General features: G+C 34.4%; 26 protein-coding genes. 10 read left to right on the forward strand and 16 right to left on the reverse strand.

The window, feature by feature from the left end:
- Positions 1–279 precede the first annotated feature (279 nt).
- The 6 genes from BW932_RS13235 to BW932_RS13260 all read right to left on the reverse strand — a co-directional run bounded on the left by BW932_RS13235 (position 280) and on the right by BW932_RS13260 (position 5,122).
- Positions 280–696, reverse strand: a complete 417-nt coding sequence (locus BW932_RS13235; RefSeq protein ID WP_076388381.1) for a hypothetical protein — start codon at positions 694–696, stop codon at positions 280–282.
- Positions 697–701: 5 nt separating this feature from the next.
- Positions 702–1,199, reverse strand: a complete 498-nt coding sequence (locus tag BW932_RS13240) for a hypothetical protein (protein WP_076388383.1) — start codon at positions 1,197–1,199, stop codon at positions 702–704.
- Between the two features lie 653 nt (positions 1,200–1,852).
- Complete coding sequence (gene murA / locus BW932_RS13245; RefSeq protein ID WP_076388385.1) at positions 1,853–3,160, reverse strand: UDP-N-acetylglucosamine 1-carboxyvinyltransferase; 1,308 nt, start codon at positions 3,158–3,160, stop codon at positions 1,853–1,855.
- Positions 3,161–3,162: 2 nt separating this feature from the next.
- Positions 3,163–3,810, reverse strand: a complete 648-nt coding sequence (locus BW932_RS13250; protein ID WP_076388387.1) for a DUF4290 domain-containing protein — start codon at positions 3,808–3,810, stop codon at positions 3,163–3,165.
- Positions 3,811–4,173: 363 nt separating this feature from the next.
- Positions 4,174–4,578, reverse strand: a complete 405-nt coding sequence (locus tag BW932_RS13255) for a thiol-disulfide oxidoreductase DCC family protein (protein WP_076388389.1) — start codon at positions 4,576–4,578, stop codon at positions 4,174–4,176.
- A 64-nt stretch (positions 4,579–4,642) separates the two neighbouring features.
- Positions 4,643–5,122 carry a heme-binding domain-containing protein gene (locus BW932_RS13260; protein ID WP_076388391.1) on the reverse strand — a complete coding sequence of 160 codons (480 nt, stop codon included), beginning with the start codon at positions 5,120–5,122 and terminating at the stop codon, positions 4,643–4,645.
- Positions 5,123–5,349: 227 nt separating this feature from the next.
- Between BW932_RS13260 and BW932_RS13265 the strand changes: the two genes are divergently transcribed.
- From BW932_RS13265 to BW932_RS13275, 3 genes are all read left to right on the forward strand, one after another.
- A complete protein-coding gene (locus BW932_RS13265) occupies positions 5,350–5,988 on the forward strand; it encodes a peroxiredoxin (protein ID WP_076388393.1) in 639 nt (212 codons plus the stop codon).
- Between the two features lie 117 nt (positions 5,989–6,105).
- Entirely contained in the window at positions 6,106–6,414 is a 309-nt protein-coding gene (locus tag BW932_RS13270; RefSeq protein ID WP_076388395.1) for a thioredoxin family protein, read from the forward strand.
- Positions 6,414–6,662 (forward strand): DUF6952 family protein, encoded by a 249-nt coding sequence (locus tag BW932_RS13275; RefSeq protein ID WP_076388396.1) that lies wholly within the window; start codon positions 6,414–6,416, stop codon positions 6,660–6,662. The genes BW932_RS13270 and BW932_RS13275 overlap by 1 nt, the downstream gene beginning before the upstream one ends.
- Positions 6,663–6,715: 53 nt before the next feature.
- On the opposite strand, the gene BW932_RS14430 is transcribed toward BW932_RS13275, so the two are convergent.
- Both BW932_RS14430 and BW932_RS13285 read right to left on the reverse strand, forming a co-directional pair.
- Positions 6,716–7,246 carry a hypothetical protein gene (locus tag BW932_RS14430; RefSeq protein ID WP_076388398.1) on the reverse strand — a complete coding sequence of 177 codons (531 nt, stop codon included), beginning with the start codon at positions 7,244–7,246 and terminating at the stop codon, positions 6,716–6,718.
- A 246-nt stretch (positions 7,247–7,492) separates the two neighbouring features.
- Positions 7,493–9,052 (reverse strand): NAD(P)/FAD-dependent oxidoreductase, encoded by a 1,560-nt coding sequence (locus BW932_RS13285; protein ID WP_076388498.1) that lies wholly within the window; start codon positions 9,050–9,052, stop codon positions 7,493–7,495.
- On the opposite strand from BW932_RS13285, the gene BW932_RS14270 reads away from it, so the two are divergent.
- Entirely contained in the window at positions 9,029–9,403 is a 375-nt protein-coding gene (locus BW932_RS14270; RefSeq protein WP_143745569.1) for a hypothetical protein, read from the forward strand. The two genes, BW932_RS13285 and BW932_RS14270, sit on opposite strands and share 24 nt — an antisense overlap.
- A gap of 51 nt (positions 9,404–9,454) precedes the next feature.
- On the opposite strand, the gene BW932_RS13295 is transcribed toward BW932_RS14270, so the two are convergent.
- The 5 genes from BW932_RS13295 to uvrA all read right to left on the reverse strand — a co-directional run bounded on the left by BW932_RS13295 (position 9,455) and on the right by uvrA (position 14,919).
- Entirely contained in the window at positions 9,455–9,961 is a 507-nt protein-coding gene (locus BW932_RS13295; RefSeq protein ID WP_076388400.1) for a GNAT family N-acetyltransferase, read from the reverse strand.
- An 18-nt stretch (positions 9,962–9,979) separates the two neighbouring features.
- Complete coding sequence (locus BW932_RS13300; protein WP_076388402.1) at positions 9,980–10,498, reverse strand: DUF421 domain-containing protein; 519 nt, start codon at positions 10,496–10,498, stop codon at positions 9,980–9,982.
- 23 nt (positions 10,499–10,521) lie between these two features.
- Complete coding sequence (locus BW932_RS13305; RefSeq protein ID WP_076388404.1) at positions 10,522–11,367, reverse strand: BRO-N domain-containing protein; 846 nt, start codon at positions 11,365–11,367, stop codon at positions 10,522–10,524.
- 118 nt (positions 11,368–11,485) lie between these two features.
- Positions 11,486–12,091, reverse strand: coding sequence for a hypothetical protein (locus BW932_RS13310; protein ID WP_076388406.1), 606 nt, complete (start codon positions 12,089–12,091; stop codon positions 11,486–11,488).
- Complete coding sequence (gene uvrA / locus BW932_RS13315; protein WP_076388408.1) at positions 12,088–14,919, reverse strand: excinuclease ABC subunit UvrA; 2,832 nt, start codon at positions 14,917–14,919, stop codon at positions 12,088–12,090. Before uvrA ends, BW932_RS13310 begins: the two co-directional genes overlap by 4 nt.
- 183 nt (positions 14,920–15,102) lie before the next feature.
- Here uvrA and BW932_RS13320 point away from each other — a divergent pair, with 183 nt between their 5' ends.
- The 6 genes from BW932_RS13320 to BW932_RS13345 all read left to right on the forward strand — a co-directional run bounded on the left by BW932_RS13320 (position 15,103) and on the right by BW932_RS13345 (position 20,554).
- Entirely contained in the window at positions 15,103–16,779 is a 1,677-nt protein-coding gene (locus BW932_RS13320; RefSeq protein WP_076388410.1) for a formate--tetrahydrofolate ligase, read from the forward strand.
- A gap of 214 nt (positions 16,780–16,993) precedes the next feature.
- The gene (locus BW932_RS13325; protein WP_076388412.1) at positions 16,994–18,361 is read left to right on the forward strand and encodes a tyrosine-type recombinase/integrase; all 1,368 of its coding nucleotides are present in this window, start codon (positions 16,994–16,996) and stop codon (positions 18,359–18,361) included.
- Between the two features lie 2 nt (positions 18,362–18,363).
- Positions 18,364–18,816, forward strand: a complete 453-nt coding sequence (locus BW932_RS13330) for a DUF3853 family protein (RefSeq protein WP_076388414.1) — start codon at positions 18,364–18,366, stop codon at positions 18,814–18,816.
- A 260-nt stretch (positions 18,817–19,076) separates the two neighbouring features.
- Positions 19,077–19,289 carry a helix-turn-helix transcriptional regulator gene (locus BW932_RS13335; RefSeq protein WP_076388416.1) on the forward strand — a complete coding sequence of 71 codons (213 nt, stop codon included), beginning with the start codon at positions 19,077–19,079 and terminating at the stop codon, positions 19,287–19,289.
- Positions 19,276–19,605 (forward strand): HipA N-terminal domain-containing protein, encoded by a 330-nt coding sequence (locus BW932_RS13340; RefSeq protein ID WP_076388418.1) that lies wholly within the window; start codon positions 19,276–19,278, stop codon positions 19,603–19,605. The genes BW932_RS13335 and BW932_RS13340 overlap by 14 nt, the downstream gene beginning before the upstream one ends.
- On the forward strand, positions 19,595–20,554 hold the full coding sequence (locus tag BW932_RS13345) for a HipA domain-containing protein (protein WP_076388420.1): 960 nt from the start codon (positions 19,595–19,597) through the stop codon (positions 20,552–20,554). The genes BW932_RS13340 and BW932_RS13345 overlap by 11 nt, the downstream gene beginning before the upstream one ends.
- A gap of 291 nt (positions 20,555–20,845) precedes the next feature.
- Here the strand turns inward: BW932_RS13345 and BW932_RS13350 are convergent, their stop codons facing one another.
- The 3 genes from BW932_RS13350 to BW932_RS13360 all read right to left on the reverse strand — a co-directional run bounded on the left by BW932_RS13350 (position 20,846) and on the right by BW932_RS13360 (position 24,832).
- The gene (locus BW932_RS13350; RefSeq protein WP_076388422.1) at positions 20,846–21,859 is read right to left on the reverse strand and encodes a nucleotidyl transferase AbiEii/AbiGii toxin family protein; all 1,014 of its coding nucleotides are present in this window, start codon (positions 21,857–21,859) and stop codon (positions 20,846–20,848) included.
- Positions 21,849–22,460, reverse strand: coding sequence for a DUF6088 family protein (locus BW932_RS13355; protein WP_076388502.1), 612 nt, complete (start codon positions 22,458–22,460; stop codon positions 21,849–21,851). The genes BW932_RS13350 and BW932_RS13355 overlap by 11 nt, the downstream gene beginning before the upstream one ends.
- Before the next feature lie 842 nt (positions 22,461–23,302).
- A complete protein-coding gene (locus BW932_RS13360) occupies positions 23,303–24,832 on the reverse strand; it encodes an ATP-binding protein (RefSeq protein WP_076388424.1) in 1,530 nt (509 codons plus the stop codon).
- Positions 24,833–24,889: the final 57 nt, after the last annotated feature.

Raw genomic sequence — 24,889 nt, forward strand, 5'->3', positions numbered from 1 at the left:
GCATTTTAAGCTGAAATCAGTCTTTGTTTTTGAAAAAATATTATTGGCTGCTTAATAATAAGGCGTCCTTAAAAGGCTTGTTTTACCTTGCAGCGTTGTAAAAATATGGCTTAAAGAGGGAGGATGTGAGTTTTTTCACAGCCTGACGTTTTGCGGCTTTGCGATGGTGCGGCTTAATATGCCAAATCTTTCTATTATTAACTAAACTTCAGAACATCTAAAATCTTTAAACTTGCGAAAATCCCGCACTATTGCAAAACCGCTGTTAGCAGAAGTTTTTTAATTCACGATAATTGACGTTGTTATTTGTGTATTTTTCTTTATGTCTATTTCTGGATGTGTTGTACTTATCCATACATAATTATTATTTTGTAATTTGAATGCTTCAAAATAATATTTTTGATTTATGTCACTTGAAATATAAGACGATAAGTCGAAATTTGCTAATCCATTTGCGTCGGAGATAACCTGTTTTTCAATTGTTGGTAAGTTACTCGAATTTGTCACTTTTGTTTTAAACATCATAACTATGATTCCTGGCTGCTTTTGGTTTTGTGAATTAACAACATTCATCTTTACACTTGTTTGTGTAGTTTGTGTAGTTGATGTTGTTGTTGAATCTGTAGAACTCTCGTCGGTTCTACTACAGTTAATTAAGGTCAATGCAAATAGTGCTAGTAGTAAAATTTTTTTCATTTTTATTATTTGTTAGTTTTTGTTACTTGATCAAATTTTAGTTCAATTTTTTTGTTTTTACCGTATTCAACGATTAGTATATTCGAATTAATTCCTATTATTTTTCCATCAGTAATTTCTCCTTTTCTCTTAAATACTACCGAATCTCCTATTTCTAGCTTAATATCTGCATTTGCTGAAGTGCTAACATTTACCATCGTATTTTGAATCCCCCAGACATCTCCAATAACTTTGATTTTTTTTCCATTGCTTTTCACAAAAATTTTACCATTTCTGATAAATTCGCCTTCATATTTTTTAGTAAGGTTATCAATTGCTTGTTCTAAAGCATCAGAATCAGAATCTGCAGTTTCTTCAACTTCTCTATTAAGTAAAACATACCTTTTACTGTCGTCGAGATTTCGATTGCTGATAGAAGTTAAATCGCCAATTCTTACCCAAGAACCGCAAGATGTTAATGTTACACATGTAAGTGCAATTAGAATTAATTTGTTGTTTTTCATTTATTTATATTAATTGTTTTGAATGTTTTATGTGCTTTTTTTAAATTTCTGCTAACTCTCAAATATACGCAAGTTTATCATTTCACAAAATTATTTCTTATCCTTGTTTATCAGCTTTTACCTACGTTCTTACATTGCCTCTTTAGAGAATATTCAAAATGCGCAACTTAAAATATCTAAAATACGCAACTTAAATTTTTAAAAAACATTCTCGTATTTGAAGTACAAACTTGGCGTGGTATTTCTAGCACAGATAAGCATTTAGTTCAAAATCACATCATTCTTGCAGTAAAGTTCTTATCTTATGCAGTAAAGTTCCGATCTCATGCAGTAAAGTTCCGATCTTATGCAAATTTCTTTAGCGCCGCATTCGAAGTGGAGATATTGAAGTACTAATGGCTCAAAACTCAGAAGATTTTGAGAACGCGTGCTTCTTTGGAAAAAAAATTCTAAATAATTGGCAAGAACAAACTGCCTGAAATAATAGCCCCGATCGTACTGGAAATCCTTTTTTGCCAGACTTCAGGCTGGTAAAAAAGATTGTAGGGAAGAGCGGGACGGGTCTTTGAAAAGAAAACGGGTGTTGAAGCTCCTTATAAAAAAAGCCACTTCAGTTGATGAAATGGCTTTTTGCTTTTGATATCTTTTTGAACTTAAATTCTTTCAATATCGGCTCCAATGGCTTTTAATCTGCCGTCGATGTTTTCGTAACCGCGGTCAATTTGCTCAATGTTGTGAATCGTAGAAGTGCCTTCCGCCGAAAGTGCGGCAATTAACAGTGCATTTCCGGCGCGGATATCTGGCGAAATCATGGTGGTTCCACGCAAAGGATATTCGTGATTCAGACCTACAACGGTGGCTCTATGCGGATCGCACAAAATAATCTGAGCACCCATATCGATGAGTTTATCCACGAAAAAGAGGCGCGATTCAAACATTTTCTGATGAATGAGTACCGTTCCTTTTGCCTGTGTTGCGACCACCAAAATAATGGAAAGAAGATCGGGTGTAAATCCTGGCCAAGGTGCATCGGAAACCGTCAGGATCGATCCGTCGATAAATTTCTGAATCTTATAATTGTCCTGCGCGGGAATATAAATATCGTCCCCTTTTTGCTCGAGTTGAATCCCTAGTTTTCTAAAGGTATTTGGGATTACGCCGAGTTGACTCCAGTTTACATTTTTGATGGTAATTTCAGATTTGGTCATGGCAGCAAGACCTATCCAAGAGCCGATTTCTACCATATCTGGAAGCATGGTATGTTCTGTACCGTGAAGGCTAGAAACTCCTTCAATCGTTAATAAATTAGAACCAATACCGGAAATATTGGCGCCCATTCTGTTGAGCATTTTGCATAATTGCTGCAAATAAGGTTCGCAAGCGGCGTTGTAAATACGGGTTTTTCCGTTTGCTAAAACTGCAGCCATGACGACATTTGCAGTTCCTGTTACCGACGCTTCTTCTAATAAAATGAATTTTCCGTGCAGTTCTTTGGCTTTTAAGGTGTAGAAAAATTCTTTTTCGTCGTAATGAAACTCGGCTCCCAATTCTACCAATCCTTGAAAGTGAGTATCTAACCTTCTTCTGCCGATTTTATCGCCTCCCGGAGTGGGCATGTACGCTTCGCCATATCTCGCGAGAATGGGTCCAAGCAGCATGATAGAACCGCGAAGTTTTGCCCCATCTTGTTTGAAATCTTCCGATTTCATGTAATCAAAATTTACAGCACCTGCCTTGAAGGAATAATCACCATTACTGTTTTTGGTAATCTTCACGCCAAAATCTCCCAAAATTTCGATGAGTCGATTGACGTCATGAATGTCGGGAATATTTTTCACACGCACTTCTTCATCGGTCAACAACACGGCACACAAAATTTGCAATGCTTCATTTTTTGCACCTTGTGGCGTAATTTCGCCTTGTAATTTTTTTCCGCCTTTAATTAGAAAAGATCCGCTCATTCTTAGTTTCGATTTTTATTGTTTTGAAAATTTCTTCTCTTGTTCTGGTTGTTTTGGTTTTGCTGATTTCTGCCGGTATTTTTATTATTGCGGTTGGTTGCGTAATAAATTTTACTTTTTTCGAGGGAATCGAGAACGGTTAAATCGAGGCGGTTTTGGGAAAGGTCTTTTAAATGGCGAAAAATCACTTCATCTTGTACATGTTCTTTGTTATAAACATTGTAAGATTTTTTCATATTGTTCGCAATCACCTGAATCAATGCATCTTTTTCGTCTCCTGGTTCAAGTTTAATCGCCATTTCGATGAGCTGTAAAATACTTTTGCCGTAAAATTTAAAATCACCTTGCAGTTTTGGGTAATCCATTTTTTTGGGTTTTTCCTGCAATTCTTCCATTGTAGGAAAGGGATACGGTGAATCCACATCTAAATCGTGACTTGCCAAAATATAAAGATGATCCCAAAGTTTGTGTTTATAATTTTCTTCATCGCGAAGTTGAGGGTTTCTTTGACCCATAAAATCCACAATCGCAATTGCCATTTCGTTTCGTTCTTCCTTAGTAGCGAGCTCTTTGCAACGTTCGACCAGTTGCTGTATAATTCTGCCATATTCTGGCATATTTAAATGTGTTCTTTCGGTATTGTATTCCATAATTGCAAATATAAGAATTTGTTTCAGGTTTAAAGTTCAGGATTTTTCTATTTTTTGGGGTGTGAAGCATCTCTTCGGCTGCCTTTTTTCGGTGCGTTTTTTCTTTTCACAGAAAGGGTTTCGAAGCTTTCGACAACAATCAATAAAACTTTCTCTGAATGATTCACTCCTGATTGCGACCGATTTTCTGCGGCGACTTTACGCCAATTTCGGTGTTGATGATGTGGTCATCTTCTAGCAAAAATGAGTTTCCTTACAAAAACAGATTGCTGTATACTTGTGAAGATTTCGGGCAAAATAAAGATGAAAACAAGCCAATTTCTATTCAATTTTCCTTTAAAAATAGTGTTCTTGAGCAGAAAATTATTGCACAAACTTTGCCCGTTCTTTTTCGTTTGGGAGAAAACATTTCTGTGAGGCGAGTTTGGTTCTGTTTTTAGCAATTTGATCGTAAACAAAATCGGACAGCAAGACCGGGAAAAAATTGAAGTTTCCAATGATTGCAAATTTACCGCCTAAAATTCGAGCAATTTTCAGCGCTGCCTGCAATTTTTTCAGATAAAACACATTCGGTTTCCATAGATATAAGGTGCTGAAAATTTTGTTTTCTAAACCTCTTTCATTAAGAAATTTTTGTCCGAATTCAGATTGTAAAGAGGCAAATAAAAATTGATCTTTTCCATCATTTTTCAAAATCCACTGAACCCAATGATTGCAAAAACCGCAGTCACCATCGTAAAAAACATAAAATTTGGTAGAATCAACCATTGTGTTTTGCGCTAAAATTCTTTAATTTAAAGGGGAAAAATTGGACCCTTTATTTTTAGATGTTCTATTTTTTCACTTCATCCGGAAGTTGATGTTCCCGACGAATATCACTTTCAACCAATTTAAGATATTGAATGACCTCTTGTTTTTGAGCTTCTGAAAATTTCGCTTCTGAATGGGCAATAATATAGGAATCTAAAGGCATTTCACCTTTCTCAATCTGTTCTATCGCTTCTGCCAATTTATGCGCTTGTCTTTTCGGTTCATAGGTTGCGAAAGTAGAAAAATTAAGTTCCTTTCTACCCTCTTCAATATGATCTTGCAAAAACCACGCAATAGGTTGCACATTCGAATACCACAAATATTTTGTTTCATTGCTGTGACAATCATAACACCCATTTCTAATTAAATTAGCCGTACTTTCTGGCGCATTTTTAATGGTCAAAAAATCCATTTGAGGAGTGGGTGCAGGATTATTTTTGTCGATCGGGAAAAACTGGATCAGAATAAAAGCAACCAAAAGAATAACACTAATTTTTTTCATGGAGCGTAATTTAATCAGGTGAATTTACTACTAATTTTTGACATATTCACGCTTCTCAATCCCTAGAAATCGGAGCGTCGGCTGAAAGTTAAAAAAACTTTTCCCCTTCCAATATAACAAAAGAGTCTATCAAATCTTTTTAAGTTATAGATTTTATAAATCATAAACCATTTTATAATTGATAAAAACAGCGTACTTTTGCACCATCAATTTTTAAACATTATAATATGTCACTAGTAGGAAAAAAATTCCCCAATATTCAAATCGACGCGATGAGCGAAATGGGAGATGATTTGAAAATCAACATTTTTGAAGAAGCCACTCAAAACGAACAGAAAGTACTTTTATTCTGGTATCCAAAGGATTTCACCTTTGTTTGTCCAACAGAACTTCATGCTTTTCAGGAAGCTTTAGGTGAATTCGAAAAAAGAAATACGAAAGTAATCGGCGCTTCTTGCGACACGAATGAGGTTCATTTTGCGTGGTTAAATACTCCAAAAGAAAATGGCGGAATCGAAGGTGTGACGTATCCAATTCTTGCAGATACTCACAGACAATTGGCAAATATCCTCGGAATTGTAGATCAAGATTTCGAGTATGATGACGAAGGAAATGAAATTTTCACCGGTTCTAATGTAACTTATAGAGCAACTTATTTAATTGACGAGACTGGAAAAATCTTCCACGAAGCCGTAAATGATATGCCTTTAGGAAGAAATGTAAAAGAATTCTTAAGATTGATCGATGCGTACACGCACGTTCAGAAACATGGTGAAGTTTGCCCGGCAAATTGGGAAGAAGGGAAAGATGCAATGAAAGCAGACCGAAAATCGACTGCCGAATATTTGGCAACTCATAATAATTAATTTAACAATGTAGCAATTTATCAATGTAAAAATGTAACAATTTTAAGTATTTTAAATACTAGATTGATTCATTGATAAATTGTTTCATTATTAATTTTTTAATTAAAAATTTAATTTATGTACACAGAATTAGCAGAAGATACTTTGCAGCAAATTGTTGCAGATCATGATAAAGTAGTGGTTCAATACGGTGCAACATGGTGCGGAAATTGTCGGATTATGAAGCCAAAATTCAAAAAGTTAGCGGCGGAGAATGACGAAATTCCTTTTCTATATGTTGATGCGGAAAAATTACCAGAAAGTAGAAAATTAGCGAAAGTGGATAATTTACCAACGTTTGCAATTTTCAAAAACGGCGAATTGGTGAATCAAGTTCAGTCGAATCAGGCTGAAAGTCTAATTAATTTATTTAATGAATTAAACTAATGAAATTACCCGTAATCAGACAATTTTATCAAACTCAAACGGTTGAAAATCTGGAAAAAACGTTGGAAGTTTTAGAAGCTTTTTCAGAATTCAGAGGAACCACCGAAGAAGACTTAAATGTAGCAGGTGAATTGATCACCAATATTTGTGGTGCGCTGGAAGTTCATGCAAATGTAGCGGCCGGAATGCCAGAAAAAGATGCCCTAAACACTTTTGCACAAAAAGTTTTAGGCTCCATCGACCGATAAGATCTACAATTAGATAAAAAAAGGCGGGAAAATTTTCCCGCCTTTTTTTGTTATTAATCATCATGACCATTTCGCCCTTCGTTTCTGGATTTAAATTTCTTTTTATTTCCCTTATCGTTTTTGCTTTCATCCTTGCGATCGTCGTCTTTTTTATAGTTTCTGGCTCCATCGTTGATTGATCGGTTCGCATTGTTTTCCCAATTGCTGTTTCGTTTTTTAACCTGTCCCGTTGCATAATCTTTAGCATTTCCGCCGTATATTTTTTTTGCTTGTCCCGGCGGAAGTCTTTTTTGATTGGAATTAGGATAATAAACCTGATTATTGTTGCCGTTTCTTCCTAAAATTCCGGGTTGTCCACTCACCTCGCCTGTTCTGATGATTCTACCATTTTGGTAAACGTTTCCGTTGCGGTCGCGGTAAATATCATTTTGACCATAAACCGTTCCGTCTGGAGTTCTATAAACACCATTATTGGAGGGGAAATTGTTTGGCGAGCTATTCCCGTAAACATCATTTGCTGTACCACATGAAGACAGTACAAAAGCAAAACCCGAAAGTGCAATTATTTTAAGTAAATTTTTCATTTTATTAAATTTTAAAGGTTATTGCCTATGTTTCCATTTTGATGCCAAACTCTAAAATAAAAAAAAAAGAACATTACAGAACTACCTATTCAATACCGATATTTTATTGATTTTTAGGCATCAACAAGTATTTTCCCGAATACAGTTACCATAGTTTTATCCAGAATACCAATATCAGTATATTTTATGATTTTGGTAATCATAATAGAATATTATTTAATGGTTCATGAAAATGTTGATAAAAGTTTACTTCAAACTTTCCGCTACTTTCAAAGCACATTTTTCACCATCGATGGCTGCAGAAATAATTCCACCTGCATAACCTGCACCTTCACCACAAGGATATAACCCTTTAATTTGAAGATGTTCCAAAGAAAAATCATCTCTCGGAATTCTCACTGGAGATGAAGTTCTACTTTCTGGTGCATGTAAAATTGCATCATTCGTCAGATAACCTTTCATTGATTTTTCAAACTGTAGAAAACCTTCGCGCATGATTTGCGTTAAAAATCCAGGGAAAACCTGCCCCATTTCAATCGAAGTTGTTCCGGGAACATAAGAGGTTTTTGGAATATTTGTGGAGATTTTATTTTGAGTAAAATCTACCATTCTTTGCGCCGGAACTTTCTGTGTTTCTCCAGCTAATTGCCAAGCTTTTTGCTCAATCGCTTTCTGAAACTCCATTCCAGCTAAAGGTCCGTATTGTTGGTAAGGTTTGAAATCTTCTAATTTTAATTCAACTACAATTCCAGAATTTGCGGTAGCTTGATCTCTTTTGGAAGGCGACCAACCATTCGTCACCACTTCACCCGGACTGGTTGCACATGGCGCAATAACTCCACCTGGACACATACAAAATGAATAAATTCCACGTCCGTTGACTTGTTTCACCATAGAATACGGTGCAGGTGGTAAAAACTCACCGCGATAATCGCACGAGTACTGAATTTTATCAATTAAAGATTGCGGATGTTCCGCGCGAACTCCTAAAGCAAAAGGTTTCGCTTCGATGAGAATATTTTTTTTATACAATAATTCGAAAATATCCCGTGCGGAATGTCCCGTTGCTAAAATCACTTTCTGCGCAGTTATAATAGTTCCATTTTGAAGAACCACGCCTTCAATTTGATTATTTTTAAGGACAAAATCAGTGACACGCGTTCCAAATAAAACGATGCCGCCACAAGCGATAATTTTTTCGCGGATATCCTGAATAATTTGGGGCAATTTATTGGTTCCAATGTGTGGATGCGCTTCAACCATAATATCTGGAGTGGCGCCAAAACCCACAAAAAGTTCTAAAATCCGGTCGATGTCGCCACGTTTTTTGGAACGCGTATATAATTTTCCGTCGGAATAAGTTCCTGCTCCACCTTCACCAAAACAATAATTAGAATCTTCGTTGACAATTCCATCAACATTGATGGCTTTCAAATCCCGACGACGACCACGAACTTCTTTTCCACGTTCTAAAACGATAGGTTTTAAACCCAATTCGATTAATTGCAATGCTGCAAATAATCCTGCAGGACCCGCTCCAACAACGATGACTTCTTGTTTGTTTTCAACATTGGGATAATCAGGCAGTTCAATTTTTGAATCGGTGTACTCTTCGCCAACTAAAAAAGCCTTCCCTTTAAGATTGATCTTAATGGATTTTTGTCGCGCATCAATGGAACGTTTTAAAACAACTACTTTCTGGATATCTGAAGCACCTATTTTACAAAACTGCGCAACTTTTTTAACGAGCAAATCTTCATTTGCAGCGGCTTCTGGCGATACTTGAAACTGAAATTCTTTTGGCATGGCGCAAAAATAAGGGAAATAATAGAAAAATTCTGTAAAGATTGTTCCGTTTTTAGGTTCAGGACTAAGATTTTCCCGGTTTTTAAGCAGAAATTCGTCGCTGAAGACCGGGATTTCGGGGTTCAAAACCGAGTACTTGCGGTTCAGAACCGGGAGTTTTCGGTTCAGAACCGGGAGTTCGGGGTTCAGGACCGGGAATTTGCGGTTCAGGACCGGGAGTTCGGGGTTCAGAACCGGGAATTTGTGGTTCAGGACCGGGAGTTCGGGGTTCAGAACCGGGAATTTGCGGTTCAGGACCGGGAACTTGCGGTTCAGGACCGGGAGTTCGTAGTTTTGCACCCCAATTTATAGGTTCGAAACGTCGTCAATGCAGCAATTAATGTCATCATCGCAATTTCAGATTTAATTAGCAGAAATTCCCACAATTTTGCTTCGTCTTTCCAACAAAATAATGTCCCGCCAAACTCCATTCATCTGTCCCAGTTTCTCCCGTCTCCCAACTTCCCGGAAACCTAATTTTTTGTGAATTATGATACTGGGTTCATTTTCCGGAAAAATACCGGATTGCAAGGTCCAGAATTGATGCTCTTCACTGTCTAAAACTAATTTTTTCAGAAGCATAGAACCGAAACCTTTTCCCTGTGCAGCATTTTTCATGTAGATGCTTATTTCTGCAACGCCTTTGAAACAATCCCGGTTACTGACAGGTTGCAACGCTGCCCAGCCAAGAATTTCATGATCCTCCGTTTCCAAAACAAACCGACAAACATTGAAAAATTTCTGGTCCCAAACTTCCCAACTTGGCGCACTTTGATCAAAGGTTGCATTTCCACCTGCGATTCCTTCTTCAAAAATTTCTATAACTTTTTCGCCGTCTTCCGGCTGCATTGGTCGAATTTGGTAATTCATTGGATTCTAATTAAATGCTTAATATTTATGGCTCTTTCGCGGATATTTTCTTTTGTGTCTGGAAAAATTTGTCCTGGACTTTTCTTTATCCATAGAGATCACACTGATGTTCCCATCAACTTCCAGAACTGCTAATCTCACTTCTTCTATTTTTTCTACGCCGTGTTCCCGAACGGCTTCTTCCAATTCATCGAAACTTACTTCCTGCTCTTTCATTTTAATATTATCCACGATGCCGTCTTTAATTAAGATCACCGGATCAGATTCTACTAATGATTTGATTTTTGGATTTTTAAAGATAATTTTTTTTACGATAAAATTTGCACCAAACAAAACCAATGCTGCAACCAAACCGCCTTCCAAACTCACATTAGATCCAACCATAGCATTTTGCACCGCATTTGAAATAAGCAAAAGCAGCACAATATCTCCTGCGTTAAGTTGTGATAATTGGTTTTTTCCAAAAACGCGAATCGCCGCAAACATGAAAAAATAAACTGCCAGACTGCGTAAAGCGACATCAAGAAAAGGATTCATTTCTTATTTTTTAATAGTCAAAATTAACCATTCTGCTCTATTTCTTTGTTTTTATTAGGAAGAATGTTTTTGGCTGAAATTTTAGAAACTACTTTTTTGCCTGTTTTTTCTTCTATTTCTTTTCGAGTATTTCCTGCGATAGTTCCGCCTTGTTTGGCAATGATTTTATTTTCCTGAAAATTTTTTGGTTTCTTTTCTTTACTAATTTCTGTGGTAGCAGCTTCTGCAAGCATATTGAGAACCAACTCAAGATTGGTCATATTATCTCGAAGATTTTCTTTCTTTAGATCTTTGAATTTTTTATAATCTTTCACCGAAAATCCGCTCCAAGCTTTGGAAATTTCATCAGTCAAAATAGCATATTCCTGTCCTTTTTTTACACCACGATTGTCCCATTCATCTGTAAGTTCTTTTCTTACTTCAATGCTTTTCAGACGTTGATTGATCCATTCATTGCTGTAACCTTTTTTCTGATATGTTTCCATTAAACGTTCTATACCAATTTCTGGATCTTCTATTTCGTCTATTCTTTCTCTGGCAACTTTGGCAATCCAAAGTTTAAAAGGTTCTGCTTTTGGAGACGGGATAGATTGAATTAATCGGAAAAGTTGTTCAGTATCTGCAACATCAGTTAATCTCATTTTTCCATCGGCTGCAAGCATTTTCAAACCGTGAAGATTTGTCACGGTTTCATTTCCTTCTTCTTTTAATCTTTGTTTAAATTTCCTCCAATAGGACTGTACATCAACACTTTCTGTGAGAATACCAATTACATCAACTACAGAAAAATACCACTTTTCTTCGGTATCATTCCAGGAAGTTCTTACTTTTTTGTCTTCAAAAACTTTTAATGCAACTTTTTCAGTCATGATGATGTTTTTTTGATTACCGTTTATTTTTAATACTCAAAATTAACCATTCTACTTCATTTTTGGTGCGCGTTTCTTTGCAGATCATTCCTGATTTTTCTAAAATTTTTTAGGAAACTTAAATATTAGAACCCTTAATTATTCTTTGTGTTTCTATTTCTTCAAGAATAAATTTGGTTTCTTCCTCTGAAATATATTTGTTTTCATAAAGCCATTGAATCCTAAATTTTTGCGTATCTAATGGTAATAAATCATCAATTTTATAATATTGTTTTACTAAAAAATTTTTCTTTGCTTCGTATATTTTTGAAATAAAATCATCAACATTTTTTTCATCTTTTTTTCGATAAAAAAATGATAATGGTTTATTTGCTGAAACAGTTTTTAGATTTTCTTTTTTAAATTCACTTCCATAAATACCTCCTATTATAAAAACTGGCACAAGTGCCACAAAAAAAAATATTATTCCAGTTTTGATAGATAAATTGTAAGTATCTCCTATTAGTGCAGTGATTAATATCGCATTGAAGACCATTGAAATCATTAAAAAAATTAACACAACATCTTTTTTACTTTTTGAAATTATTTCGTCATTACCAATATCAGAATAGGAAATTTTATATTCTTGAGTTTCATGGGCATTGGAATAATTAACTAAGATTCCATCATCAAGAATTTTAAATGTTTTTGCTCGTCTATTTATTTTTTGAACTAGTTCTGTCATTCCATCTCCTTTTTCAAATATTTCGCCGTCAAAGATTTTTTGGACTTAATGATTTCTTCCGGCGTTCCTTTGGCGATAATTTCACCGCCATGTTTCCCTCCTTCCGGACCAACATCAATAATATGATCTGCGAGTTTGATGACATCCATATTGTGTTCGATGATAATGAACGAATTTCCTAAATCGACAAGTCGAGTGATTGCGTCCATCAAAACTTTTACATCTTCAAAATGAAGTCCTGTTGTAGGCTCATCGAGAATATATAACGTGTTTCCGGTTTGTCTTTTTGCCAATTCAGTGGCGAGTTTGATTCTTTGTGCTTCACCGCCACTCAAGGTTGTCGATTGTTGACCCATCGTAATGTAACCTAAACCTACATCCTGCATGGTTTTTACCCTCGAATAAATTTTGGGAATCGGCTGGAAAAATTCTGTGGCTTCGTCAATGGTCATTTCTAAAACATCAGAAATTGATTTTCCTTTGTACCGAACTTCCAAGGTTTCGCGGTTAAATCTTTTTCCGTTGCAGGTTTCACAATGCACATAAACATCGGGTAAGAAATTCATTTCAATGACTTTCAAACCGCCTCCTTGACAAGTTTCGCATCTTCCGCCTTTTACATTAAAGGAAAAACGACCTGCTTTGTAACCCCGAATTTTAGATTCTGGAAGTTCGGCAAAAAGGTTTCTGATGTCGGTAAACATTCCAGTGTAGGTTGCCGGATTCGAACGTGGTGTTCTGCCAATTGGCGACTGATCCACATCTACAATTTTGTCAACATGGTCAATTCCCTCAATTTTTTTGTACGGCAACGGTTCCTGAACACTGCGATAAAAATGTCGGTTCAAAATGGGATACAAAGTTCCATTAATTAAAGAAGATTTTCCACTTCCCGAAATTCCTGTTACCACAACCAATTTCCCTAAAGGAATTTCGAGATTTACATTTTTAAGGTTATTTCCCGTCGCTCCTTTCAGAACAATTGATTTTCCATTGCCTTCTCTTCGGGTTTCAGGAATTTCTATTTTGCGTTTGCCGGTGATATAATCGGCGGTGATCGTGTCGGCTTTCAGTAAATCTTTCGGTTTTCCCTGCCACAAAATCTCACCTCCAAATTTTCCGGCTCTTGGACCAATATCTAAAACCTCATCGGCTTCCATAATCATGTCTTTGTCGTGTTCTACTACGATTACAGAATTGCCGATGTCTCTTAAATTTTTGAGTGAAGCAATCAGCCTTTCATTATCTCTTTGATGCAGACCAATGGAAGGTTCATCTAAAATATAAAGCACATTCACGAGTTGCGATCCAATCTGTGTGGCGAGACGAATCCGCTGCGATTCCCCACCGGAAAGCGTTCTGGAACTTCGGCTTAAACTCAGATACTCCAAACCAACATCGAGGAGAAACTGAAGCCTGGTTTTTATTTCCTTTAAAATTTCGTGGCCGATGATTTTATGTTTTGGCGTAAAAGTATCTTCTACTTCATTCAGCCAGATTTTCAGATCAGAAAGAGAAAGGGCATTGATTTCCGCAATGTTTTTCCCATCAATTTTAAAACTAAGACTCGAAGGTTGCAATCTTGTTCCTTTACATTCGGGACAGGTTTCTTCGTTGGTGAAATGCCTTTCCAACAAAATCGCGTCGTAGCTTTCTTTGTCCTCAATCATTTCAGTGATGATGGGAACCAAACCATCGAAATTGACTTTTATTTTTTTGGTAATTCCGGCGTATTTTAAATCCTTGTTAAATTCTTTGTGACAACCGTGATACATATATTCCAGCGCTTCTTTCGGGATGTCTTTGAAAGGCGTCGCTAAACTCAAACCGAAAATCTCTAAAATATTTTTGATCTGAGCCGAAATCCATTTGTTGGATTTCATATCTTCCAACGGCAACAATGCACCTTGATTGATGGAAAGTTTTGGATTTTCTACAAAATAATCGGTGTTGACTCTTTTCACTTCGCCCAAACCTTTGCAATACGGGCAACTTCCTTTCGGAGAATTGAAGGAAAAAGTGTTCGGTTCCGGTAAAGCCAGAGATTGCCCCGATTCATCATCCATCAAATTTCTGGAGAAATAATCAATATCAATGCTTCCTAATTTTTGTATTCCAATCACTCCTTCACCCATCTGCAAAGCAGTTTTCAGGGATTTTTCCATGCGATTTTCAGAGGCACTTTCCCCGATAATCCAGCGGTCGATCACGATGTCGATGTCGTGCGTTTTGTAGCGATCGAGTTTTAAATCGTATTCAATATCTTGTAAATCTCCATCAATTCTCGCTTGTCCGTATCCTTTTTTTGCCATCTGGATAAAAAGCTCGTGGTAATGTCCTTTTCTGGAACGCACAACCGGCGCCATTAACATTACTTTTTCGCCTTTGTAATTTTTGTTGATGGCTTCTAAGATCTGATCTTCCGTATAACTCACCAGTTTTTTTCCGGAATGTAAGGAGTACGCATCAGAAACTCTCGCAAAAAGCAAACGCAAATAATCGTACAATTCTGTTACGGTTCCGACCGTTGAGCGCGGATTTTTGTTCGTCGTTTTCTGTTCGATGGCGATAACTGGAGAAAGTCCATCGATTTTATCAACATCTGGACGTTCCAAACCACCGAGAAATTGTCTTGCATAAGCAGAAAAAGTTTCGATATATCTTCTTTGACCTTCTGCAAAAATGGTATCAAAAGCCAGAGAAGATTTTCCACTTCCGGAAAGTCCGGTGATCACAACGAGTTCGTTGCGGGGAATTTTGACGTCGATGTTTTTTAAATTGTGTTCACGGGCACCGTAAACTTCGATATATTCTTTCTGATCTTTCATTGTAGTGTTCCAAAATTTGAATTTTCGGAATTTAGCAAAAATACGGAAATTTTATAGCATTCTAAAGCCTGACTTTCTTTTTTATAAAAGAGTTAATGTTCTTAAAATGACCAATAACATCTTCTTAAATTTTATTTAAAAAACGATTTATCTTAAATTTGATTGAATTAAAACCACTTGCAAATGAGTTTTCCAACCGATTTAGAAATTGCAGAATCCGCGAACATTTTACCCATCAAAAAAATAGCCGAAAAGTTAGGAATTATTGAAGACGATTTGGAATATTACGGAAAATACAAAGCCAAAATCCCGCTGCAATATATCGACGAAGAAAAGAGTAAAAAAGCAAAATTAATTTTGGTCACTGCCATTAATCCAACTCCAGCCGGAGAAGGAAAAACGACGGTATCTGTAGGTTTGAATGATGGTTTAAAAAAAATTGGTAAAAAATCGATTGCTGTATTGCGGGAACCTTCACTCGGTCCGGTTTTCGGTGTAAAAGGAGGTGCTGCAGGAGGAGGTTATGCGCAGTTGATTCCGATGGTTGATATTAATTTGCATTTTACTGGAGATTTTTCAGCCATTGAAAAAGCCAATAATTTGCTTTCTGCGATGATTGATAATAATTTGCAAAACAAAAAATTCAGCTTAAATATTGATCCCAGAACGATTGTTTGGAAACGTGTGATGGATATGAATGACCGTTCGTTGCGAAATATCGTGATTGGTTTAGGCGGTTTAAATAACGGAATCACGCGAGAAGAAGGCTTCAATATTACGCCTGCAAGTGAAGTGATGGCGATTTTGTGTTTAAGCAAAGATTTTGAAGATTTAAAAAACCGGTTGGGAAATATTTTCGTCGGCTATACCTTCGATAAAAAACCCATTTTTGCGCGAGATTTAAAAGCAGAAAATGCGATGGCTATTTTATTAAAAGACGCCATCAAACCCAACTTAGTACAAACTTTAGAAGGAAATCCGGCGATTCTTCATGGTGGTCCATTTGCCAATATTGCACAAGGAACGAATACCATTATCGCCACAAAAATGGGACTTTCTCTGGCTGATTATGTAGTTACAGAGGCGGGATTTGGGGCAGATTTAGGGGCAGAAAAATTTTTACATATCAAATGTCATTACGGAAAAATGAAACCTGATGCATATGTAATTGTCGCTACGATTCGTGCATTAAGATATCAAGGAGGTGCAAAAAAAGGCGAATATGAAAATCCGAATTTACCTTTCCTTAAAAATGGTTTTGGAAACTTGGCGAAACACATTGAAAACGGTTTTAAATTCGGTTTTAAACCCATTGTTGCGATTAACCATTTTGCAACCGATTCTCTAGAAGAAATTAATTATATCATTGATGAATGTGAAAAACTGGGTGTGAAAGCGATTCTTGCAGATGAATTCACAAAAGGTGGCGCTGGAATGACAGAACTTGCAGAAGAAGTCGTTCGTTGCGCAGAATTTTATGGTAATGATTTCAAGCCTTTATACCAAGTTGAAGACTCTGTGGAACACAAAATTGACACGATTGCAAAAGAAGTTTATGGTGCAGAAAGTGTGGTATATTCGCAAAAAGCAAAAAATCAATTGAAGACAATTTACGATTTGGGCTTTGATAAAGTTCCGATTTGTATGGCGAAAACCCAAAAATCTTTAACCGATGATGAAACAAAACTCGGACGACCAACCAATTTCAAAATTACGGTTCGTGAATTTGAATTTGCCGCCGGAGCCGGATTTATTATTCCCATTTTGGGAGACATCATGAGAATGCCTGGTTTGCCAAATATTCCTGCTGCAGAAGGAATGTTCATCGATAAAGATGGAAAAATTACGGGATTAAGCTAGGATTATTTTTATAAAAAAAAGTTGCAGATTTTGCAACTTTTTTATTTGGTGGAGGATATCGCCCTACTTTTGTGGTATTTAATGAAATTTAACGAAATATAAAATAATTATATTGCTGATTATCAGTTTTTTAAAGAATCTGTATTTTTAACACTTTCATACTATTTCAATTAATTATACATTTACAAGACAAATTTTTACAACTTGTCTTGCGATGTCAACACTCCATTATAAATACAGATCTACAAAAAATAAAGGCTACTTAACCGCGCGGTTTCAGTATAGGATTGACTTTGGCGAAAAACCAAAAGATATCTACTTTGACGCACTTTTGGAAGATAAAAGATTTTTTGTTGACAAAGAGTACTTTTGCAAGACATATAAAGACCCAATTTTAAGAGAAAAGGAAAAAAACTCTAAAAATTTAGATAAAAGAAAGGTAGCTTCAGATTTAGATGCCGAAGAAAATACCATCAGAAACTTAGTGATAGATCAATTTAGAGCGATTGAGAACCCAGAAACTTTAACCAAAGAATGGTTTAAGGATATTATCAGCGAATATTTACATCCAGGCTTCAAAAAGAAGAAATATCAGGTAAAAATTGTAGAGAACGATCTGATTGCAGTTCTTGATCATTATAAAAATTACAAATCTAACTTGGCTCCGAATACCATAAAGAAAATGGGCGTTGTTAAAAGTAAATTGGAGCGATATGAGAGCGATCTCAACATCAAATTAAAACTCACGGATATCAATACCAATTTTCGAGACGAGTTTATAAAATGGTCCAACGAGAAACAATACGCTTCTGGGACAATATCAAGAGATCTTACTTTTTTAAGAACAATCTGTTACTACGCATCAAACGAACTTGATTTAGAGATTTATAACAAACTTGAACGTGTAAATGCTAAAATAGAAAAAATTAAAAATCCTTTCACAGACAATCGGGACAATCCTGAGGAAATTTTAGAGGCTTATCTAACGCCAAATGAAATAGAAGAGATTGAAAAGAAAAATGATTTACCAGAATATTTAGATAATGCCAGAGATCTATTCCTAATTGGTTACGAAACAGGTCAAAGAATTTCTGATTATTTGCGGTTCGATAAGGAAATGCTTAAAATCATTAAGGGTGTTACTCTTATCAATTTTATTCAAAAGAAAACGAAGAAACAAATGCTTTTACCTTTAAGTAGTAGAGTTCTGCGAATCCTCGAAAAAAGAAATGGTGAGTTTCCTCGAAGAATATCAGATCAAAAATTCAACGATTATATAAAACTTGTGTGCGAAGAAGCGAAAATTACTGAAACTGTTTTAGGAGTAAAGAGAGTAAAAGTATTAACAGATCCAAAAGATGAAGAAAGTGGAATTTGGAGAGGAGTTCCAGGTTACTATCCAAAGTTTGAATTAATTGCAGGACATACGGCTCGTAGAAGTTTTTGCACCAATCATTATGGAATTTGGCCAACGTCCGATATTATGTATTTCAGCGGACACAGCACCGAAGCAATGTTGCTACAATATATCAAAGCGAAACCTATAGAAAGAGCTATGCAAATATTTAAAAACCTTAAATAAATATGAATCCGTTTGAAGGTTTTAATGATGAAATCAAGGAGCTAATTACAACATTGAATAAAGCAGAAATTAATAGTATTAAAAGTTATTTATTTGACAGAAATCTGTCCGAAAAATATATTTCAACTTTAATAACTGAATGCAATAAGATGGCGCCTGCTGAAGCACTTTTCTATCTTTTAGAAATAACAGAAAATCAACTTTTCATTATTAAAAAAGTTAAAGGAATAATTGGATTAGCTACCCTTCTTAACGTAAGTGTAAAAACAGCACAGAAATTAAAAAACTCGGGAATTATTGATGAAGCAATTATTTATGAAAAATCGAAACTATATTTTGATGAAGCGGAAATTTTGAAAATTTGTTTGCCGAAAATCCTTTGTTGGAAATCTTTCAAATTGAGGGAAAGCGTAGATGAAGAATTTTTCAAATTGTGGGCGAATTTTTCAAAGTAATTTGTCAGTTTTGCACTGTGTTCTTTAATAATTTTAACTTTCACAAAACCATTTGAATTTATATTTACATCTAAAAAAGTACCTATCGGGTATAAAATTGCTAAATTGTATAATTTTATACCCTTTTGGGTACAATATCAAAAATTTTCTTATATTTATACCCGTAAAGGTATATTATGAAATCGCTTTTATAATTTTTGTACACAAATACTCATCAAGTTAAGCGATTGCATAAGACATTAAAAAATGAATAAATACTTATGAATAATTTAAGTGATTTTGTGAAACAGAAAAGAAAATCAACCGGACTTACACAGGAAGATTTATCCTTAAAAGCTGGAGTTGGTTTGCGATTTATTCGTGAACTAGAACAAGGCAAACCAACTTTGAGAATGGATAAAGTGAACCAGGTTTTGTCTTTGTTCGGACATGAGTTAACACCAACCAAAATAGTAAATAATGAAGAGCGGTAAAGTTTTTATGCACAATCAACTTGCAGGAATAATAACGGAAGACAGTGAAGGTTATCATTTTCAGTACGACTGTGATTATTTTAATTCTGAAAATCCGGAACCAATTAGTCTTACCCTTCCAATTCAGCAAGAAATATACACTGATCTTAACTTATTTCCATTTTTTGACGGCTTAATTCCCGAAGGTTGGTTGCTGGATATTGCACAAAAAAATTGGAAATTAAATCCACGTGATCGAATGGAAATCCTTTTAAAAACCTGCCAAGATTGTATCGGTGCGGTTTCAATTCAAGAAATAGCACGAGATGAAAAATAGATGTTTATACTGTTATAAAATCATTGACGAAACTGAACGGAAAACTCCTGCAGGAAAATCAGACTATCACCCGAAATGCAGCAGAAAGTTCTTTGGAACTTTAGAACCACCCATATTGGATCTTACCGATGACAAAATAAAAGAATTTGCAGAACAAATCATCAAAACACAGCGATCTGTAACAGGAGTACAGCCAAAACTTTCTCTTGAAATTAGTTTGGATGAAAACAATTCACGAAGATTTACCATTGTAGGTGTTTTGGGAGACTATATTTTAAAACCTCAAACTAAACAGTTCTCGAATCTTCCAGAAAACGAGGATTTAACGATGAATTTGGCTGAAATTTCAAAGATTAAAACGGTTGAACATTCTTTGATAAGATTAAAGTCTGGTCAATTAGCCTATATCACCAAAAGAGTTGACCGAAACAAAAACGAAAAACTACACATGGAAGACATGTGTCAGTTAACAGAACGGCTTACCGAGCAGAAATATAAAGGATCTTATGAACAAATTGCAAAAAAAATAAAGCAATATTCAGTAAATTATGGTCTTGATATTATTGATTTCTACGAACTGGTATTGTTCAGTTTTCTAACAGGAAACAACGATATGCACCTTAAAAATTTTTCACTTTTAAAAGTAAATAAGGAATATTCCCTTTGCCCTGCTTATGATCTTGTTTCCTCCCAATTGGCAAATGAAGATGATGATGAAGAACTCGCTTTAACGCTAAATGGAAAAAAGAAAAAAATTAGTAAAAAGGATTTTGAACTTTCAATGACCAAATCTGGAATAGAAACGAAAGTGATTGAAAATATATTTGAAAAATTTGAAAAATTGCTTCCAAAGTGGTTAAAATTTATCGAGCATAGTTTTTTGCCTGATGAAGAAAAAACAAAATATACTGATCTTGTGATAGCAAAATTTAGGGTTATTTATCATTAAAATTTTGATTGTCTTTAAATTGTTTGAAAAAATAGATTTAAGACTAATAGATTTTACTCAACATACCAGATAAACCATGACAGTTAAATTGTACAAAGTTAATTCGGAGGTATGTATTTTCTCAACTACAGAACCTTTTTAAATGATGTGTCGGAATTTCCGAAATGTTGCTTCTTGAACCAGCTCGTTTTCCGAAAACACATTTTGAAATATTCTGTATAAAAAAGCGAACCCCCTCTTCGCTTTTCTATTTTTTTTAGATGGTACAATTTTCTACTAAAGAATTATTTTTTAAGAAAACTTATCCCAGCCTAAGGAATTAATTTCCAATTTCAACTTTTCCAAAGTTTTAATAATTTCAGAAAAATCTGGACGATATTCACTATATAGCATTTCGGACTTCATTGTTTCATAATCACGTTCCCATTGTTTGATAATTTCATCTGGAGGAATGGGATTGATCGTTTTAGGGGTGTGAAGACTATAATCAACACCTGCTATTTTGGTGAACTCAATTCTATGCTGAACAATAGTTTGATAAAGCTCTTTATCTTGTAGTGCCTTATCTTTAAATTCCGAATGATATAATGAATAAATATCGTAGAGATGTCTGCTCAGTCGATTAACTCTTATTTTTTCAAAAGGTTTTTGAAACTCTTCATGAAGTAGAAAAATTTTCTCTAGAAATGTTCTTTCAGGATTAACTGATGGAACATTAAAAGCTAATTCAGAAAAATCCAAATTTTTATATTCCTCATCAATAAATGATGAAACTAAACAGTTTGAATATGGGTCTTTCAATGACCTACAACCAACTTCTATCTGGACTCTAGGATTCATGTATCCTATCGCAACTATTAAAGTTGGATAGTAAATATTAATGATTCTTGGATCTTGATCTGATGACTGTGCTTCTTCTAAAGTAAAACGAACATCCTCACCAATACCCTTTTCATTAAAGCGTTTTTGCAACTTTGGATAAAACTCTTCTGAAACGAATTTTCCGGACTTTTTTCGGAGATTAGTTTTTCTTTTTGGAATTTCAGAGAACCCTAAAAATTCTCGGTCTATTGCTAAATCTATATCCTCCGAAAACCGTTGAATTAAATTCCATGACTTACTTAATGAAGTCCCTCCCTTAAAAACTAAAAAAGGTGCTTCCTCCATTTCAAATATTATAGATAAACTTTGTGTAACCCACCAATCCTTTTCAACTGCAAATGGCGAAATTCCTTTTTTTTCAGCAATTTGGTTAAATGCATTGATTCTAGTTTGTTCTGGTAGGCTTAGAAATTTATTTTTCATTTGTCTCATTTAAAGCTTTACGCATAATAATTCTAATCCATTCAGGAGCCAATTTAATATCATGTTCTAAACGATAAGATTCCTCTTTTTCTAAATGATTTAATATCGTTTGAATTTCAATTTCTGTTACATTTTCTTTTCCAATTTCTTTCAATGCTTGAATAACAATTCCACTTATAGAACCAATTGCCGAAAGGTTTTTAGGACTTGCTTTTTTAAAAACTATTGTTCTGTTTCCGACTTTTATTGTTCTTGCTGACCCATCAGTTAAATAAACTAAATTCGTTGGAATTTGAGTTGATAACCCTAAAGCATTCAGCGCTAAAGTACCAGTAGGAATAATCCGGGCTTTATCTCTTTTCCTGATAGATTCAGCAATCTTTTCTGCAGTTGGAAACACTTCACCCAAATGAGGATCTTTCTCTAAAATAGCGAAAATACCACGAGAAACTCTAGAAAGTTGTTCCTCATTCACTAAACGTTCTAATGCTTTAGAAACGGCTTTATAGTTCCCAAAAGACAGAAAATCTTCGGTATAAAAAAGCGAACCCCTCTTCGCTTTTTTAATTTTTTCAAGTATTTTAATATCAATGCTTTCCACTACAATATTTAAATTATCCTGTCGCAAATTTAGGAAATATTTGCGACAAATTTTATAGATTCCTTTTCATGTTAAATGGAAACACTAAATTTGCATAAATTTAGTGTTTCCAGCATATTGTTGCAATCCGCTTTATTGATAAATTGATTCAAAGGTTTCACCCAGAAAAGTATTCATAATGAATTTTATGCTCATTTAGAAAATCTGCAAACAAATTAAAACCATTATTTTTATTATCCATCAAAACTTAAATGTGATCTCGAAGATAGAGATTCGCATTCATAGCTTTGCAAAGTCCAGAAGCATCATTAGCTGTCGCACTTCTTTCATACTCGAAATCTGGACCTAAATCTTGTAAATCCATTCTAATTTATTCTTGTTTGATGCTCAACCAAATGCATCGACCGAATTCTTCTTCGTAGGTTTTCATAGGGATTTTTACTTATTTCAGTTGTATTTTAATGTATGAAATATAACGAAATAAATAGTAATATTGATTCTAACGCGTTATTTATCATTCACAATTTCACCACTTCAGTTTCTTAAATCTTCTTGATATTCATAGTTGCACCATCATCTAAAGCAAAGATGATTAAACTGAAAAACCTTTTTCAAAATTATTAAAAATCTAATTTTCAAAAAAAAAATTATAACCCTAACCAATCGTTTTATTTAAATGAAAAATTCAGTTAAAATAAATTCTGATTCAATATTGTCAATGACTTTTAAAGGAATTTTCTGTTCTTCTGAATAATTACTGAATAATTTTGTGGTTTCCAAAACTTCAACGATAATTCCACATCCATAATAAAATATTAAAAAACAATAATTAGATTATTGTTTTAATTATTATTAATATAATTTCTCATCAAATCAGTGGATTCAATTAATTGTTCAAAAGTAAATCTAGGATTATGAAAATTCTCTGGATGATGAATTTGGTGCCTAATATATTGCGTTAAAATATGCTGCTCTGGGTTAACTGTACCGTTGGGCTTTAATCTATTATACAACATTGTTGGTTTTCCAGCTGTAAAATCCAGTAAATTACCTTCACCTTCAATAAATCCAAAAAGCTCATTGTGATATTCTTCTGTTAAATCATTAAAAGCAATGTAGTTTATTTCATTTAACGACGGATATGGTAATTGATTTGGTTCAACAGTTTTAACAGTTTTGCAGTCATTACCATCTAAACAAACAAATCTCAAATCACTGAAATTTAAACCTTTTACAACTACTGAACTATGAGTGGTAAGCAAAACTTGCGTTTTTGAAGAGAGTGCTAATTCTTTAAATGCTTTGATTAAAATTTTTTGATGATCTGTATGTTGAGATGTTTCAGGTTCTTCAATTGCATAGATAATTGATTGTTGATTCCCTGAACGAAGTCTTCTTTCTGCTTCTGCGCGGAAAAAATTTAAGAGTATTAATCTTTTCACTCCACTACCTCTTTTATTTATTGGAATACTATCATCTCCTGTTATGGAAACACTTTTGAATACATCTGCCCACTTTAACGAAGAAGAATTTGGTATTATAGGATTAAGTGATGAAGCAATATCTGGATTCATTTCTCTCAATTTCTCTAAAGTATTATTTGAAACTTCTGCCAACCGAGTTGAAACCTTTTGAGATATTGTTTCAAACATTGCCGTTATATCTTCATCCGCCAAAATTTCTTTTACTGCTTCTTTTAAGGGATCTTGAACTTCGCTGTCATTATCACTATTTTTTCTGTCTGATTGAAATAAAGAATATTGAGGAAGATAATTTTGAATTTTTTCCCAGATATTTTTAGCATCTTCTTTAGAAGTATCAATGGTTATTTCTTGCAACTGTAAATCATCAGAAAAAAATTGCCAAATTGATTTCCTCATTGTAGCATTTAGATTTTGGTTTTCACATTCTATATTATGTTGTTGAATTATTTTCCTGTAGTCTGTATTTTTCTTAATTAATAAATCTGCACAATTAGAATTTAAGGGATGGTATGCATTAATAAAAACTTTCGATGAACCTCCATTCGGATATTTTTTAATTATTTCAAGAAAGCCATCTGAATTTAATAAATATTCGTCTTGAAAAGTAGTTTCATTTGTTGAATCTATAATAATTCTTGCAGGTAAATCATCAAAAATGACCGAAATAAAAATATCATTATCTCCCTCTAACAATGCACTTTTATTAACATCATCTTTATCTATTTTGATTGTTCCTTTTCCATCATTAAAAAATATGTCTAATGCTTCTAAAACTGTTGATTTTCCAATATCATTTTTACCTACAAAAACAGTTAAATCCTCAATATCTATTGACAATTCATCTTTATAACTTCTAAAGTTTTTTAATTTAATTGATTTTAATTTCATTATGCTGTTTTTTTTAATTATTCTGATGTATTAATACTCTTTCAGCAAATAACTTTT

The organism is Kaistella chaponensis (genome assembly GCF_900156725.1).
Taxonomy (GTDB): domain Bacteria; phylum Bacteroidota; class Bacteroidia; order Flavobacteriales; family Weeksellaceae; genus Kaistella; species Kaistella chaponensis.

Coding starts and splice junctions, on each gene's coding strand:
- BW932_RS13330 (WP_076388414.1), top strand. CDS start 18,364: ATGAATCCGTTTGAAGGTTTTAATGATGAAATCAAGGAGCTAATTACA.
- BW932_RS13240 (WP_076388383.1), bottom strand. CDS start 1,199: ATGAAAAACAACAAATTAATTCTAATTGCACTTACATGTGTAACATTA.
- BW932_RS13360 (WP_076388424.1), bottom strand. CDS start 24,832: ATGAAATTAAAATCAATTAAATTAAAAAACTTTAGAAGTTATAAAGAT.
- BW932_RS13335 (WP_076388416.1), top strand. CDS start 19,077: ATGAATAATTTAAGTGATTTTGTGAAACAGAAAAGAAAATCAACCGGA.
- BW932_RS13340 (WP_076388418.1), top strand. CDS start 19,276: ATGAAGAGCGGTAAAGTTTTTATGCACAATCAACTTGCAGGAATAATA.
- uvrA (WP_076388408.1), bottom strand. CDS start 14,919: ATGAAAGATCAGAAAGAATATATCGAAGTTTACGGTGCCCGTGAACAC.
- BW932_RS13295 (WP_076388400.1), bottom strand. CDS start 9,961: ATGAATTACCAAATTCGACCAATGCAGCCGGAAGACGGCGAAAAAGTT.
- BW932_RS13250 (WP_076388387.1), bottom strand. CDS start 3,810: ATGGAATACAATACCGAAAGAACACATTTAAATATGCCAGAATATGGC.
- BW932_RS13285 (WP_076388498.1), bottom strand. CDS start 9,052: ATGCCAAAAGAATTTCAGTTTCAAGTATCGCCAGAAGCCGCTGCAAAT.
- BW932_RS14430 (WP_076388398.1), bottom strand. CDS start 7,246: ATGAAAAATTTACTTAAAATAATTGCACTTTCGGGTTTTGCTTTTGTA.
- BW932_RS13350 (WP_076388422.1), bottom strand. CDS start 21,859: ATGAAAAATAAATTTCTAAGCCTACCAGAACAAACTAGAATCAATGCA.
- BW932_RS13310 (WP_076388406.1), bottom strand. CDS start 12,091: ATGACAGAACTAGTTCAAAAAATAAATAGACGAGCAAAAACATTTAAA.
- BW932_RS13320 (WP_076388410.1), top strand. CDS start 15,103: ATGAGTTTTCCAACCGATTTAGAAATTGCAGAATCCGCGAACATTTTA.
- BW932_RS13345 (WP_076388420.1), top strand. CDS start 19,595: ATGAAAAATAGATGTTTATACTGTTATAAAATCATTGACGAAACTGAA.
- BW932_RS13305 (WP_076388404.1), bottom strand. CDS start 11,367: ATGACTGAAAAAGTTGCATTAAAAGTTTTTGAAGACAAAAAAGTAAGA.
- BW932_RS13325 (WP_076388412.1), top strand. CDS start 16,994: ATGTCAACACTCCATTATAAATACAGATCTACAAAAAATAAAGGCTAC.
- BW932_RS13255 (WP_076388389.1), bottom strand. CDS start 4,578: ATGGTTGATTCTACCAAATTTTATGTTTTTTACGATGGTGACTGCGGT.
- BW932_RS13265 (WP_076388393.1), top strand. CDS start 5,350: ATGTCACTAGTAGGAAAAAAATTCCCCAATATTCAAATCGACGCGATG.
- murA (WP_076388385.1), bottom strand. CDS start 3,160: ATGAGCGGATCTTTTCTAATTAAAGGCGGAAAAAAATTACAAGGCGAA.
- BW932_RS13300 (WP_076388402.1), bottom strand. CDS start 10,498: ATGAATCCTTTTCTTGATGTCGCTTTACGCAGTCTGGCAGTTTATTTT.
- BW932_RS13260 (WP_076388391.1), bottom strand. CDS start 5,122: ATGAAAAAAATTAGTGTTATTCTTTTGGTTGCTTTTATTCTGATCCAG.
- BW932_RS13270 (WP_076388395.1), top strand. CDS start 6,106: ATGTACACAGAATTAGCAGAAGATACTTTGCAGCAAATTGTTGCAGAT.
- BW932_RS13235 (WP_076388381.1), bottom strand. CDS start 696: ATGAAAAAAATTTTACTACTAGCACTATTTGCATTGACCTTAATTAAC.
- BW932_RS13275 (WP_076388396.1), top strand. CDS start 6,414: ATGAAATTACCCGTAATCAGACAATTTTATCAAACTCAAACGGTTGAA.